At 63.8% G+C, this 14,386-nt stretch carries 12 protein-coding genes; 11 read left to right on the top strand and 1 reads right to left on the bottom strand.

Annotation, left to right across the window (positions count from 1 at the left end):
* The first annotated feature begins 8 nt into the window (after positions 1-8).
* The 4 genes from FIV02_RS16005 to FIV02_RS15990 all read left to right on the top strand — a co-directional run bounded on the left by FIV02_RS16005 (position 9) and on the right by FIV02_RS15990 (position 4,242).
* Positions 9-440 carry a nuclear transport factor 2 family protein gene (locus FIV02_RS16005; RefSeq protein ID WP_152489177.1) on the top strand — a complete coding sequence of 144 codons (432 nt, stop codon included), beginning with the start codon at positions 9-11 and terminating at the stop codon, positions 438-440.
* Between the two features lie 358 nt (positions 441-798).
* Positions 799-2,166: a chromosome partitioning protein ParA gene (locus FIV02_RS16000; protein WP_080756991.1), complete on the top strand. Its 1,368-nt coding sequence runs from the start codon at positions 799-801 to the stop codon at positions 2,164-2,166.
* 2 nt (positions 2,167-2,168) lie between these two features.
* A complete protein-coding gene (locus FIV02_RS15995; RefSeq protein ID WP_152489176.1) occupies positions 2,169-3,110 on the top strand; it encodes a 1-aminocyclopropane-1-carboxylate deaminase/D-cysteine desulfhydrase in 942 nt (313 codons plus the stop codon).
* A gap of 22 nt (positions 3,111-3,132) precedes the next feature.
* On the top strand, positions 3,133-4,242 hold the full coding sequence (locus FIV02_RS15990) for a cyclic nucleotide-binding domain-containing protein (RefSeq protein ID WP_037056255.1): 1,110 nt from the start codon (positions 3,133-3,135) through the stop codon (positions 4,240-4,242).
* Positions 4,243-4,271: 29 nt separating this feature from the next.
* On the opposite strand, the gene FIV02_RS15985 is transcribed toward FIV02_RS15990, so the two are convergent.
* On the bottom strand, positions 4,272-5,201 hold the full coding sequence (locus FIV02_RS15985; protein ID WP_152489175.1) for a DUF1853 family protein: 930 nt from the start codon (positions 5,199-5,201) through the stop codon (positions 4,272-4,274).
* Positions 5,202-5,286: 85 nt separating this feature from the next.
* Here FIV02_RS15985 and FIV02_RS15980 point away from each other — a divergent pair, with 85 nt between their 5' ends.
* From FIV02_RS15980 to FIV02_RS15950, 7 genes are all read left to right on the top strand, one after another.
* On the top strand, positions 5,287-6,174 hold the full coding sequence (locus FIV02_RS15980) for an NAD(+) kinase (protein WP_037056253.1): 888 nt from the start codon (positions 5,287-5,289) through the stop codon (positions 6,172-6,174).
* Positions 6,175-7,149: a metallophosphoesterase gene (locus FIV02_RS15975; RefSeq protein WP_047586349.1), complete on the top strand. Its 975-nt coding sequence runs from the start codon at positions 6,175-6,177 to the stop codon at positions 7,147-7,149.
* Positions 7,146-8,003, top strand: coding sequence for a rhomboid family intramembrane serine protease (locus FIV02_RS15970; protein ID WP_152489174.1), 858 nt, complete (start codon positions 7,146-7,148; stop codon positions 8,001-8,003). Before FIV02_RS15975 ends, FIV02_RS15970 begins: the two co-directional genes overlap by 4 nt.
* A gap of 88 nt (positions 8,004-8,091) precedes the next feature.
* On the top strand, positions 8,092-8,355 hold the full coding sequence (locus tag FIV02_RS15965) for a YeaC family protein (RefSeq protein ID WP_037056249.1): 264 nt from the start codon (positions 8,092-8,094) through the stop codon (positions 8,353-8,355).
* Complete coding sequence (locus FIV02_RS15960) at positions 8,355-9,191, top strand: DUF2797 domain-containing protein (RefSeq protein ID WP_152489173.1); 837 nt, start codon at positions 8,355-8,357, stop codon at positions 9,189-9,191. Before FIV02_RS15965 ends, FIV02_RS15960 begins: the two co-directional genes overlap by 1 nt.
* Before the next feature lie 56 nt (positions 9,192-9,247).
* Positions 9,248-11,905: an aminopeptidase N gene (pepN, locus tag FIV02_RS15955; RefSeq protein ID WP_152489172.1), complete on the top strand. Its 2,658-nt coding sequence runs from the start codon at positions 9,248-9,250 to the stop codon at positions 11,903-11,905.
* Positions 11,906-12,387: 482 nt separating this feature from the next.
* Complete coding sequence (locus FIV02_RS15950; protein WP_152489171.1) at positions 12,388-14,355, top strand: DUF1302 domain-containing protein; 1,968 nt, start codon at positions 12,388-12,390, stop codon at positions 14,353-14,355.
* The last annotated feature ends 31 nt before the right edge of the window (positions 14,356-14,386 follow it).

Below are 14,386 nucleotides of genomic sequence, written 5' to 3'. Positions count from 1 at the left end.
AGAAGCCGATGTCTCTCGCCGCCCAACTGCATCCTGCCGCCGCCGCCAGCCTCGAACGCTGGCACCAGTTCGTCACCGCCAAGGACCTGAGTGCCTTGCCCGAACTGCTGCACCCGCAGGCCGTGTTTCGTTCGCCCATGGCGCATACCCCCTATCCGGGCGCGCAGGCGGTCAACCTGATTCTCAACACCGTGCTCAAGGTCTTCGAAGACTTCACCTACCACCGTGAACTGGCCACCGCAGACGGCCTCAGCGTTGTGCTGGAGTTCTCTGCGCGGGTCGGCGAGCGTGATCTGAAGGGTATCGACATGATCCGTTTCGACGACTCGGGGCAGATCGTCGAGTTCGAGGTGATGATTCGTCCGATGAGCGGGCTGCAGGCCCTCGGCGCGGAAATGGCGCAACGTCTGGCGCCTTTTCTCGCGGCAGCCAAGCGCTGACAGGCGCTGAACGGCGGCCGGTCCCTGATCAGGGCGGGGCGCCGCAGGGTTACCTGAGAGCGCCGCCTCAGGATAGAAACGGCTCGGCACTGGCAGCTATCCGTCGATCGGAGGCGCTGGCCTGACTGCCCGATGTGCGTGCGGCGGTCGCCGCCTGCAGCGCAATCCCGTCACATTTTCGCGCCGCCGGTGCTTCCTCCGGCGTTGTTGGCAGAGTGAGTGCCAACCCAGTCACATTGCTGGGGTTGGCTTTTCCCCTAGACTTGTCTGAACTGTCAGGGATGATATCTGTACCGGAGCACGCGAGGCTTCGGTATTTGATCGTGCGCGCGTATCCCGTTGGTTCAGAGGGCCCTCAATGAGCATGCAGAACAAGCCGCAGATGGTGGAAGCCGTGATGTTCTTCAGTGAACGCGGTATCTGCAAACAGATGATGTTCCCTGAATTCGAGGCGTTGCTCGACGGCGTGGTCAACATGCCCGAGTTCGCCGACGAACAGATGCGCGCCGTGTTCGTGGTGATCAACCCGCGCCTGCTGGTCAGGGCTGCGGTGTTCTTCTTTCTCGACTTCGATGATGATGGCCGCCCTGACAAGGGCTGGAACATTCCGCTGCAGCACCTGGCCGAACGCGCCGGGCGTGGTCCCGATCTGGGTGCGGGGCCGATTCGCCTCGCCTGCCGTAGCCAGTGCCCGGTGTCCTGGCACCAGATGCACCTGTGGGATCCCAATCTGGCGCCGACGCAGAACGATCTGGTGACGCTGCGCGATGCGGTCAAGCGCAATCAGCTCGGGCTGCTGGTCGAGGACGACAGCGCTCAGGCGGTGGTCGCCGAGCGCCTGCAGGTGGCCTCCGAAGACAAGTGGTATGCGCCCGATCCTGCCAAGGAAGTGTCCGAGCAGCTGGCGCAAAAGATGGATCAGGAACACCGCGCCAAGACTGCGCAGCTGATCCAGCAGCAGCGCCTGCGTATCACCAGCCTGACCCAGCAGCACGAAGAGGAGCTGGCCAAGTTCAAGCTGGCCAGCGAGGAACAGAGCAACAATCTGCAGGCGCAGATCCATGGGCTGCATCAGGCGGTGCGCCAGCAGCAGGAACTCAATGCCAACCTCAAGGCGCAACTGGCGGCTCAGGCGGAAAGCTTCCAGAGCAGCCGTGAGGAGATGACCCAGCAACTGCGGGCGCTGGAGCGTCACGGGCGCACCGAGGGTGATATCCTGCGTGCCCAGTTCGAAGGCGAGATGCGGGCGAAGGTGGCTGCGGCCGTGGCCGAGGCCAAGGAGCAGATCGCCATTCGTGACGTGGAACTGGCCTATCGCAACGAGCTGGATGCCCAGTTGCAGGCCGAGATCGAGCGCCTCAAGCGAGAGCGCAACGAGTTCGCCAGCCAGGGCGGCGATCAGGTGCTGGAGCGCCTGGCCAAGCTCGGCGTAGTGTTCGTGGTCTACCATCCCGGCGCCGGCCACCTGACCATTCCCCTGCAGGATGTCGCCCGCTACCAGGACAACCCCATGGCCTACGCTGCAGCCAAGTGCTTCGTGTCCGAGGAGCAGTATCGCCATTGGCTGGGGCACTATCAGCAACCCTCCTGCGAGGCGAGCCTGCCCAGTGGCGAGCGTTGCGCCATTCCCATCGACCGTATCGACACGCCGAGCCGCTTCGTGCTGGGCGAATCCAACTGCTGCTCGCGGCACAAGGCGAGCAGCCGCCTGCGTACCGTCGGCTGACCTTGGCGATACGCGTTCCCGACTGGCGCCCACAGGCGCCCCTGCAACGCATTCATCTCGACTGGCTCGATGCCGCTGGCGTCGAGCTGGCCTGCCTGCGCCTGGACCTCATCGACCCGCTGGTGTCCGGCAACAAATGGTTCAAGCTCGCGCCCTATCTGCAGCAGGCCGCCGCTGACGGCGCGCAAGGTTTGATCAGCCTGGGCGGTGCCCATTCCAATCACCTGCATGCTCTGGCTGCGGCGGGCCAGCGCTTCGGTTTCGCTACGGTCGGCCTGTTACGCGGCGAAGCGCAGCGCACGCCGACGGTGGATGATCTGCAGGCGTTGGGCATGCAGTTGCACTGGCTGGGTTACGGCGGCTATCGCGCACGCCACCAGGCCGATTTCTGGCAACCGTGGCTGGCGCGCTACCCGGGGTTCCATGCGGTTGGCGAGGGCGGCCTGGGGCTGCCGGGCGCCGAAGGTTGCCGCTGTCTGGTGGCGATGGCGCAAGCGCAGCTGGCGGATCTCGATTGGCCGGACTTCGACGCCTGGTGGCTGGCCGCCGGGACCGGTACCACGCTGGCGGGCCTGCTGCTCGGTGATCGTCGCCGCTCCGTGTTCGGCGCATTGGCGGTGCCTGCCAGCCATGGCGTGGCCGTCCAGGTCGCCGCGTTGCTGGGGCAGGCGGGGGTCAGTGGCGGGCGCCAGCAGTTCATCGATGCCGCGCGCGGCGGCTTTGCGCGTTTCGATCAGGCGTTGCGTCAGTTCATTCTGGAGACCGAGCAGGCCGCCGGCCTGCCGCTGGATCCGCTGTATACCGGCAAGGCGCTGATGGCCTTGCGTGATTTTTGCGCGAACGGGCAACTTGTGCGCGGCACGCGGCTGATCTTCATTCATACTGGCGGCCTGCAGGGGCGCCGAGCCCTGATGGGCACGAACACCGACTACACTCAGGGCTGACCAGCGGAGCCTGGATTACTTCATGAGCGAACCCCTTACTCCCGAGCAACTGCGCAGCCTGACGCCCCTCAATGTGCTGTCCGAGCAGCAGTGGCGCGAGTTGCGCAGCCAGCTGGTGCCTCAGCCACTGCTGGCCGGCCAGCCGCTGTTTCGCCTGGGCGACCAGGCGCGGCTGACCTGCTACCTGCTGGCGGGTGAGCTGCAACTGCAGGATGCCGAGGGGCATGTCCAGTCCGTGAGCGCCGGCAGCGAGGTCAGCTGTCATCCCCTGTCACCCAGTCTGCCGCGTCTGCACGAGGCCCGGGCGCTGACGGACGCCAGTGTGCTGATGATCGACAGCGCCACGCTTGACCGTCTGCTGACCTGGCGCCTGGCCTACCAGGACCTGCTGCTGGCCTTGCAGCAGCGCGGGGCCGATATCGAGTGGCTGGAGCGCCTGCTGGAGAACCCGTTGTTCGCCAAGGTGCCGCCGGCCAACGTGCAGAGCATGCTTGCCCGTCTGCAACGGGTCGAATTCGAGGCGGGTAGCCAGGTGCTGCAGGAAGGCGCGGCCGGGGACTGCTGCTTCTTCCTGGAAAGCGGCCGTGCCGAAGTGATCCGCAGCGCCGGTAGCGATCGTCAGGTGCTGGCGGAGCTGGACGTCGGTGCCTGCTTCGGCGAGGAAGCGCTGCTGGCCGACCGGCCGCGCAATGCCACGGTGACCATGGTCGAGCGCGGCAGCGTGCTGCGGCTGGATCGCCAGGATTTCTTCGCCCTGCTCAAGGCGCCGGTCGTCGCCGAGGTGTCGCTGGGCGAGGCGTCGCGCCTGCTCAGCCATGGCGCGCAATGGCTGGACGTGCGCCTGCTGGAAGAGTACGAGAAGGCTCATGCGCCGCAGGCCCTGCACATGCCGCTGCAGCTGTTGCGGCTGAAGGCGCGCCTGCTGGACAAGTCGCGCACCTACCTGTGCTACTGCGACAGCGGCAAGCGCAGCAGCAGCGCGGTGTTCCTGCTCTCGCAGCTCGGTTACAGCGTCTACGCCCTGCGTGACGGGCTGGATGCCTTGCCGGCCGTGCAGCGTGGCGCGTTGCTGTGTGAGAGCGGTTCGGGCTATCTGGCGCGTTCCGGTGGGCGTACCGAACGCAGCCGCTGAGCGGAGCTCACATCCGGCGTGCTGAGTGTTCAGGATGGCCACTGATCGCTGACCAGGAAGAGCCGCTCGACCTCTCGCCAGTCACCGGCCTGATCCTCTTCAAGTCGCACCAGCAGCTGGGAGCGGGAGGACAGGCCCTCCAGCCAGTGCGCGAACGTCTCGCGCGACCAGCGTTCCTCGCCGTCAATCAGCGCCGGCGCCAGCCAGGACAGGCGTGGCAGGGGTTGCCAGTGCGCCTGCGCTTGCCGGTCGGAGAATGCTGCCCAGTCACGTTGCCGCAGCCAGTGCCCTCGCCAGTGCGCCGGCAAGGCGCCGCGCGGTGAATCGCAGCCGGTTGGCCAGGGGTAGAACAGGTAGCCGGCGAGCCAGAAGGACGATCGGGTGTCGCTCAGGCGCAGCTCGTTGAGGTCGCCACGCGCCTCACGGCGGGACGACAGCGGCAGTTGATGCTGGGCCAGATGATTCAGTTTCAGGTCGAGCCGGTCGTGGCTGCCGGGGCCGAGCCAGAGGCCGGCATCGTTGCCGTCGCCCGACAACGGGCCCAGGTAGAACTTCACCGCCAGCTCCAGATGGTGCTCGCCTTCGGCGTCGCGCAGCAGCAGGTCCAGCTCGCCCAGGGTCTGGCCGTTCTGGCGTATCGGCAGGTTGGCCGCGACCACCTCGACGTCGTCGGCGGCGTGCAGGGCGAATTGCCACAGGCGCTCGTAGTACAGGCCGAGGCGCCTGGCCGGTTTCGCCAGCAGCCAGGCATGCAGCGCATCCGGGGCGCTGTCCAGCCCGCTCAGCCAGTTCTCGAGTAGCTCCGGGGTATGGCGCCATGCGCTGGCCTGCAGCGGGTGGCGCTGGGGTTTCGTGGTCTGCCCCAGCAAGGGGGGCGAGAGCAGGGTCCAGGCGAGGTCGCGCACCGCCGGGGTGCGCAGTCTCTGCAGCAGAGCGTGCAGCAAGTCGTGAGCGGTCATGGGCAGAGCATAGCCCCGGTTTGCCGCGTACCGCGCCTTTGGCCGATAATCCTCGTTCGTTTCTTATCTGTCTGGCGGGAGTCCCATGGAGCAATTTCGCAATGTCGGCATCATCGGGCGCCTGGGTAGCACGCGGGTACTGGAGACCGTTCGCCGGCTCAAGCGCTTCCTCATCGACCGCCACCTGCATGTGATCCTCGAGGACACCATCGCCGACCTGCTGCCCGGCCACGGCCTGCAGACCTCGTCGCGCAAGATGCTTGGCGAGGTCTGCGACCTGGTGATCGTCGTCGGCGGCGATGGCAGCATGCTGGGCGCGGCGCGGGCGCTGGCGCGACACAAGGTGCCGGTGCTGGGGATCAACCGCGGCAGCCTGGGCTTTCTCACCGACATCCGCCCCGACGAGCTTGAACTCAAGGTGGCGCAGGTACTCGAAGGGCAATACCTGACTGAAAACCGCTTCCTGCTCGAGGCCGAGGTACGCCGCCAGGGCGAAGCCATCGGCCAGGGCGATGCGCTCAACGATGTGGTGCTGCACCCCGGCAAGTCGACGCGAATGATCGAATTCGAACTCTTCATCGATGGCCAGTTCGTCTGCAGCCAGAAGGCGGACGGGCTGATCGTTGCCACGCCCACCGGCTCCACCGCCTATGCGCTGTCCGCTGGCGGGCCGATCATGCATCCCAAGCTCGACGCCATCGTGGTGGTGCCGATGTACCCGCACACGCTGTCCAGCCGGCCCATCGTGGTGGATGGCAACAGCGAGCTGAAGGTGGTGGTGTCGGCGGACATGACCATCTACCCGCAGGTCTCCTGCGACGGCCAGAACCACTTCACCTGCGCCCCGGGCGACACCCTGCACGTGGCCAAGAAGGCGCAGAAGTTGCGCCTGATCCATCCGCTGGATCACAACTACTACGAAGTCTGCCGGACCAAGCTGGGTTGGGGCAGCCGCCTGGGAGGGCAGGACTGAATGTCCCTCGACCCTCATCGTGGCTATGACCTGATCGGTGATATCCACGGTTGTGCGCGTACCCTCGAGCGCCTGCTCGAACGCCTGGGCTACAGCCGCCAGGATGGCGTATGGCGGCATCCTCTACGCATGGCGATCTTCCTGGGTGACCTGGTCGATCGCGGCCCCGGCATTCGCGAGGTCCTGCACCTGGTGCATGACATGGTGCGTGCCGGCCAGGCCCTGTGCATCATGGGTAACCACGAATTCAACGCGCTGGGCTGGAGCACTCCGGCACCGCCTGGCAGCGGTCGCCAGTACGTGCGCGAACACAGCCCGCGGCACCAGCGGCTGATGCGCGAGACCCTGGCGCAGTTCGAGGATCATCCGCAGGAGTGGCGCGAGTTCCTGCGCTGGTTCTACGAGATGCCGCTGTTCATCGATGCCGGGCGCTTCCGTGTCGTGCACGCCTGCTGGGATGCCGAGCTGATCACGCCGCTCAAGGCGCAGTTTCCCGACGGCTGCATCGACGAGCATTTTCTCCAGGCCGCTGCCGTGCCTGGCAGCTTCGCCAACATGGCGCTCGACCGCCTGCTGCGGGGGACCGACATGCGCCTGCCGCACGGTCTGACGCTGACCAGTGGCGACGGTTTCACGCGCTCCTACTTCCGCACCAAGTTCTGGGAAGAGAATCCGCAGACCTACGGCGATATCGTCTTCCAGCCCGATGCCCTGCCCGAGCTGGCGGCACAGACGCCGCTGACCGAGCTGCAGAAGGACGAGCTGCTCAGGTACGGCGCGCACGAGCCGCTGCTGTTCGTCGGTCACTACTGGCGCCGTGGCAAACCGGCACCGATTCGCGCCAACCTGGCCTGCCTGGACTACAGCGCGGTGGTCGGCGGGCGCCTGGTCGCCTATCGCCTCGATCAGGAAACGCGGCTGGATGCGGGCAAGTTCGTCTGGGTCGATGTCGACCCGCTGGAGGCTCCTCGATGACCGCCGTAGCTGTACTGCGCGTGCCGCTGGACAACGACCTGAGTGGTTTCGTGGCCTTGTTGCAGCGCCTGCGCGTGCCGCATCGGGTCGCGGAGGAGGGCGGCGAGCAGGTGCTCTGGGTGCCCGGCGAGGCGCTGGCCGAGCAGGTGCGCGAACTCTATGCGCGCTACCCGCAGGGAGATGGCGGCGAGTCGGCGCCGGCCTTGCCGCCTGTGCGGGAAGGTTTTTTCAGCCAGTTGCGGCGTAGTCCGGTGACGGCGCTGATGCTGCTGGTGACCTTCATCGTCTTCGCCGTGACCCTGGCGGGCAAGAACTATGCAGCCATTTCCTGGCTGAGCTTCGTCGATTTTCGTCTCGACGGCGACAACATCTCCCTCAACTACCTGGATGCGACCCTGGAGGGCGGCCAGTGGTGGCGCCTGATCACGCCGATGCTGATCCATTTCGGCTGGCTGCACCTGGCGATGAACAGCCTGTGGTACTGGGAGCTGGGCCGGCGCATCGAGTTTCGCCAGGGCGCCATCGGCCTGTTCGGCCTGACCCTGCTGTTCGGCCTGGCCTCCAACTTCGCGCAGTACGCGTGGGCCGGCCCGTCACTGTTCGGCGGCCTGTCCGGCGTGCTCTATGGCCTGCTCGGGCATTGCTGGATCTACCAGCGCCTGGCGCCGAACGCGGCGTATCGTCTGCCGCCGGGCGTGCTGGTGATGATGCTGGTGTGGCTGCTGATCTGCATGACCGGCATCTTCGAACTGCTGCAATTCGGCGCCATCGCCAACGCCGCGCATGTCGGTGGCCTGCTGACCGGCTGCCTGACCGGGCTGCTTGGCGGTATGCTGGCCAGACGAAGCGCCTGATTCGATTTTTGACCTGTAGGGCGGGTGCAGTCCGCCAGAACAGTATTTTGGCGGGTTTCACCCGCCCTACGATTCATTGGAGACCTCTATGTCGTCCTTCCTCGAAGCCATCGACAACATCACCCCGGAAATCTACGAGAGCCTCAAGCTGGCCGTGGAGATCGGCAAGTGGCCGGACGGCCGCAAACTGACTCAGGAGCAGAAGGAACTCAGCCTGCAGGCGATGATCGCCTGGGAAATGAACAACCTGCCGGAAGAAGAGCGCACCGGCTACATGGGCCCGCAGGAGTGCAAGTCCAAGTCCGAGCCGGTCCCCAACCTGCTGTTCAAGTCGTCGGATACCCTGCACTGATGACCGAGTTAGGACGTGGCTCGCTGAGCAAGATGAAGGCGCACCTCGACGCGCCGGTGCAATACGCCTTTCGCCTCGGCGACGAGGAGGTGCCGGTCAATCCGCTGGTGGGCAAGCACCTGCGCCTGGAGTACCTCGGCGCCATCCACTGCACGCATTGCGGGCGCAAGACCAAGACCAGTTTCAGCCAGGGTTACTGCTACCCCTGCATGCAGAAGCTGGCGCAGTGCGATATCTGCATCATGAGCCCGGAGAAGTGCCACTACGACGCCGGCACCTGCCGCGAGCCGAGTTGGGGCGAGCAGTTCTGCATGACCGACCATGTCGTCTACCTGGCGAACTCCAGCGGGGTGAAGGTCGGCATTACCCGTGCCAGCCAGGTTCCGACGCGCTGGATCGACCAGGGGGCGACCCAGGCGCTGCCGATCCTGCGTGTGGCCACTCGGCAGCAGTCGGGCTTCGTCGAGGACCTGCTGCGCAGCCAGGTGGCGGACAAGACCAACTGGCGCGCGCTGCTCAAGGGCGACGCCGTACCGGTCGACCTGCTGGCGATTCGCGAGCAGTTGTTCGACAGCTGTGGCGCAGGTATCGCCGATCTGCAGCAACGCTTCGGCCTGCAGGCCATCCAGCCGCTCACGACCGCCGAGGTGCTGGACATCCGCTATCCCATCGAGGCCTACCCGGCCAAGATCACCAGCTTCAACCTGGACAAGCAGCCCCTGGCCGAAGGTACCCTGCTCGGCATCAAGGGCCAGTACCTGATGTTCGACACCGGCGTGATCAATATCCGCAAGTACACCGCCTACCAGCTGGCCGTCCACGAGATCGCCGCCTGACCACCATTCGCAGCTTGAAGCCTGTCGCTTGAAGCTGCCCAGAAGAGGCCACTGCCATGCGCACCGAACAATCCAAGACGATCTACCTCAAGGACTATCAGGTACCGGATTACCTGATCGACGAGACGCACCTGACCTTCGAGTTGTTCGAGGATCACAGCCTGGTGCATGCGCAGCTGGTCATGCGCCGCAACCCCGAGGCCGGTGCCGGCCTGCCGCCGCTGGTGCTCGATGGCCAGCAGCTGGAGCTGCTCGAGCTGAAACTGGATGATCGCGAGCTGGGCGAGGGTGACTACAGCCTGACCGCCAGCCACCTGACCCTGCAGCCGACCCAGGAACGCTTCGTGGTCGACAGCAGCGTGCGCATTCACCCGGAGAGCAACACCGCGCTGGAAGGCCTGTACAAGTCCGGCACGATGTTCTGCACCCAGTGCGAGGCCGAGGGTTTCCGCAAGATCACCTTCTACCTCGATCGTCCTGACGTGATGAGCAAGTTCACCACCACGGTCAGCGCCGAGCAGCATGCCTACCCGGTGCTGCTGTCCAACGGCAACCCGGTGGCCAGCGGCAGCGAAGAGGGCGGTCGCCACTGGGCGACCTGGGAAGACCCGTTCAAGAAGCCGGCCTACCTGTTCGCCCTGGTCGCCGGCGACCTGTGGTGCGTCGAGGACAGCTTCACCACCATGAGCAGTCGCGAGGTGGCGCTGCGCATCTATGTCGAACCGGAGAACATCGACAAGGTGCAGCACGCCATGGACAGCCTCAAGCGCTCGATGAAGTGGGACGAGGAGGTCTACGGCCGCGAGTACGACCTGGACATCTTCATGATCGTCGCGGTCAACGATTTCAACATGGGCGCCATGGAGAACAAGGGCCTCAACATCTTCAACTCCAGCTGCGTGCTGGCCAAGGCCGAGACCGCCACCGATGCCGCGCACCAGCGCGTCGAGGCGGTGGTGGCGCACGAGTATTTCCACAACTGGTCGGGCAACCGCGTGACCTGTCGCGACTGGTTCCAGCTGTCGCTCAAGGAAGGCTTCACCGTGTTCCGCGACAGCGAGTTCTCCGCCGACACCCACTCGCGCACGGTCAAGCGCATCGAGGACGTGGCCTACCTGCGCACCCACCAGTTCGCCGAGGATGCCGGCCCCATGGCTCACCCGGTGCGCCCGGATGCGTACATGGAGATCTCCAACTTCTACACCCTGACCATCTACGAGAAGGGTTCGGAAGTTCTGCGCATGATCCACACCCTGCTTGGCCCCGAGCTGTTCCGCAAGGGTTCGGACCTGTACTTCGAACGCCATGATGGCCAGGCGGTGACCTGCGACGACTTCGTCAAGGCCATGGAAGATGCCAGTGGCATCGACCTGACCCAGTTCAAGCGCTGGTACACCCAGGCCGGTACGCCGCGCCTGCAGGTCAGCGAGGCCTATGATGTGTCCGCGCAGACCTACAGCCTGACCTTCCGCCAGAGCTGCCCGGCCACTCCGGGGCAGAGCGAGAAGCTGCCGTTCGTGATTCCGCTTGCGCTCGGCCTGCTCGACGCCCAGGGCAACGAGCTGCCGCTGCGTCTGCAGGGTGAGGCCACCGCCAGCGGTACTGGCCGCGTGCTGTCGATCACCGAAGCCGAGCAGACCTTCACCTTCGAGGGCATCGCCGAACAGCCACTGCCGTCGCTGCTGCGTGGCTTCAGTGCGCCGGTCAAGCTCAGCTTCCCGTACAGCCGCGACCAGCTGATGTTCCTCATGCAGCACGACAGCGACGGTTTCAATCGCTGGGAAGCCGGCCAGCAGTTGTCCGTGCAGGTGCTGCAGGAGTTGATCGGCCAGTACCAGCGCGGCGAAGAGCTGGCGCTCGATCAGCGCCTGGTGGAGGCGCTGCGTACATTGCTGCTGGACGAGTCGCTGGATCAGGCGATGGTCGCCGAGATGCTCTCGCTGCCTGGCGAGGCCTATCTCACCGAGATCAGTGAGGTGGCCGATGTCGAGGCCATTCACGAGGCGCGCGAGTTCGCTCGTCTGCAGCTGGCCGATGCCCTGTACGCGCCGTTGCTGGCGCGCTACCAGGCCAACCGTGACGTCTCCAGGGCGACGCCCTACGTGGCCGAGGCGGCGCATTTTGCCCGGCGCAGCCTGCAGAACATCGCCCTGTCTTACCTGATGCTCAGCCAGCAGGCCGAGGTGCTGGCCGCCTGCGTCGAGCAGTTCGAGAACGCCGACAACATGACCGAGCGCCTGGCGGCGCTGGCGGTGCTGGTCAACTCGCCGTTCGAGGCCGAGCGCAGCAAGGCCCTGGCGATGTTCGCCGACTTCTTCAAGGACGATGCGCTGGTCATGGATCAGTGGTTCAGCGTGCAGGCCGGCAGCCCGCTGCCTGGTGGCCTTGAGCGCGTGCATGCGCTGATGCAGCACGAGGCCTTCACCCTGAAGAACCCGAACAAGGTGCGCGCCCTGATCGGTGCCTTCGCCAACCAGAACCTGATCAACTTTCACCAGGCCGATGGTTCGGGCTATCGCTTTCTCGCCGATCAGGTGATCACCCTCAACGCGCTCAACCCACAGATCGCCTCGCGCCTACTGGCGCCGCTGACCCGCTGGCGCAAGTACGCGCCTGCACGTCAGGCGCAGATGAAGGCCGAACTGGAACGCATCCTGGCCAGCGGTGAGCTGTCCAGCGACGTTTACGAAGTGGTGAGCAAAAGCCTGGCCTAAGGCGGGTTGGCTTCAATAAAAGTGTTACCAGTCGATGGCTGGTAACACTTTTTTGTTACCCGTAGAAATATCCAGGTGCCGTGTTATTCGTGCGCACACTAAAGTTAGGGTCGCATGGCTCTTGACATCGACTTGCCGCTCGTTGCCGAAAACCTCGTGCCCTCAGGGCTCGAGTGGCAGAAAGCGTCGGATCGTAGGACAAAGTGCGCCAATTTCACGCTGAATAGCTGACGCACTGGTCAGTGGCTGATCAGTCACGAAAAGAAACTGCGCGAAGGCGCTGGCAAGCGGCTCTGCGCTGATACACCCGTTTGAATTGGCACCATGGTTGCAGTGTCGAGCAGGATTCGACCGTGCGCAGCTGCGCAAAGGTCCCTGGAATACGCTGCACGAATAAAAAACAAGCCGTCGCCAGTACGGCATAACGCATCCCGCCAAATGGGATCGCCCAAAAGAATGATCTGTCCACGGAGTGAGTCTCGATGGAAATTAAGTCCCGCAAGCCCGTTCTACGTTTTGCCCCGGCCAAGGCCGGCTTTGCGTTCGCTGGCGTCCTGCCTTTGCTGGTAGCCGCTCAGGCTCAGGCGGTGGAGTTCAGCTTCGCCGACAACGAGATCACCGGTTCCATCGATACCACCGTCTCCTACGGCCAACTGTGGCGCGTCCAGGGGCAGGACAAGACCAATAATGACGTCAACACCAACGACGGTAATCGCAACTTCGATACCGGCCTGGTCTCCGAGGTGTTCAAGATCACCTCGGACCTCGAGGTGTCCTATCAGAACTACGGTGTGTTCGTTCGTGGTACCGCGTTCTATGACACGCAGATCATGGACAAGCGTAACGATTACTACGACGCCAATTCCCCGGTTCAACCGAGCCAGACCAATCCGCACGACAACACCTTCACCCGTGAGACCCGTCACAAGGCCGGCCGCGACGCGCAGATTCTCGACGCCTATGTATACGGGAACTGGGATGTGGGTGACATGCCGGTGTCCGGCCGTTTCGGTAAGCAGGTGTTCAACTGGGGTGAGGGCCTGTTCTATCGTGGCGGCATCAACACCACCAACCCGGTCGACGCGGCCAAGTTCCGCCTGCCTGGTTCCGAAGTGAAGGAAGTGCTGGTGCCCGTCGAGGCGCTGAGCTTCAACCTGGGGCTGACCGACAACCTGTCGATGGAGGCTTTCTACCAGTTTAACTGGAAGGAAACTGCAGTCGATCCAGTGGGTACTTACTTCTCCGAAACCGATCTCTTTGCAGACGGCGGTAGCCAGGCTTACACCACCAGCGCAGCATTGGCTCCTGCTTTTGCCGCTTACAGGGGCATTGCCGCGACGCCTGCTCTGGCCGCTCTCACTGGCCTCGGTAGTGGTCCGAACGGTGTCAACAACTTCATGGATGCGTCCACAGGCGTATTCAAAGTGGCAAATGTTGGCTCTGACTTGAATGCCAAAGATGATGGCCAATATGGCGTTGCGTTTCGCTATATTGCTGAAGAGCTCAACTCTACAGAGTTCGGTTTCTACTTCGTCAATTACCACACCAAGGAACCGCAAATCGCTGTTGATTTCAGCGGGTATGAAGGTGTGAACATGACGGCGCTCGGGGGGATCGCTGGTTCCAATGCTGGAGCCATCGCAACCCTGGATGCTGCCAGCAACGCAGTTGCGCGCCGCGAGTATGTAGAAGACGTCCGCATGTATGGCGTCAGCTTCAATACAACTGTTGGCCAGGCTTCCGTGTTCGGTGAATTGTCATACCGTCCGAACATGCCGATTGGTATCAGCACCACCAATGATATCCTCGGTGACCTTCTGGGGCAGGGTGTTACCGGCCAGACCAACCTCTACAACAACGCCATTTCGGGAGATCAGGCCTGCGCCCGTGTCTCCGGTGGACAAATGTGCAGGGGCTCGGTCTTCCACAACTATGAGCGTGTGGAAGCATTCAACACATCTTTGGGGTCCATCTACAACTTTGGCCCGTCTCTGGGCTTTGACTCTTTGATTGGTGTTGCTGAGCTGGCTTCCGAGCACATCCGTGGCAGCCGTCTCAAATATATGGGTTTCAACCCACTGACCGGCGGCCAGCAGGAGCGTACTTATGCGGGACGCGCCAATAATTCGTATGTCTCTGGATTCGATGACGACGATCAGATCGACCGTGATTCTTACGGGTATACCTTGGTGCTCTCCGGTACCTGGAACGACGTCTACGCGGGCGTGAACCTGTCGCCGTTCGCCGTGTTCAAGCACGACTTCGAAGGCAACTCGCACCAGACCGGCAACTTCATCGAGGGTCGCAAGGCGTACACCGTCGGTATGCGCGCCAGCTACCTCAACAGCCTGGAAGCCGAGATCCAGTACACCGAGTTCTATGGCGCAGGCCAGAACAACGGTTCGCGTGATCGCGACAACATCGGTCTGAACGTCAAGTACTCCTTCTAATACCTATAACCAGAAAAACGCCGGGCGCTTG

The sequence above is a fragment of the Pseudomonas sp. THAF187a genome, assembly GCF_009363395.1.
GTDB lineage: Bacteria > Pseudomonadota > Gammaproteobacteria > Pseudomonadales > Pseudomonadaceae > Aquipseudomonas > Aquipseudomonas khazarica.
This window is presented reverse-complemented; position numbering and strand designations above follow the sequence as displayed.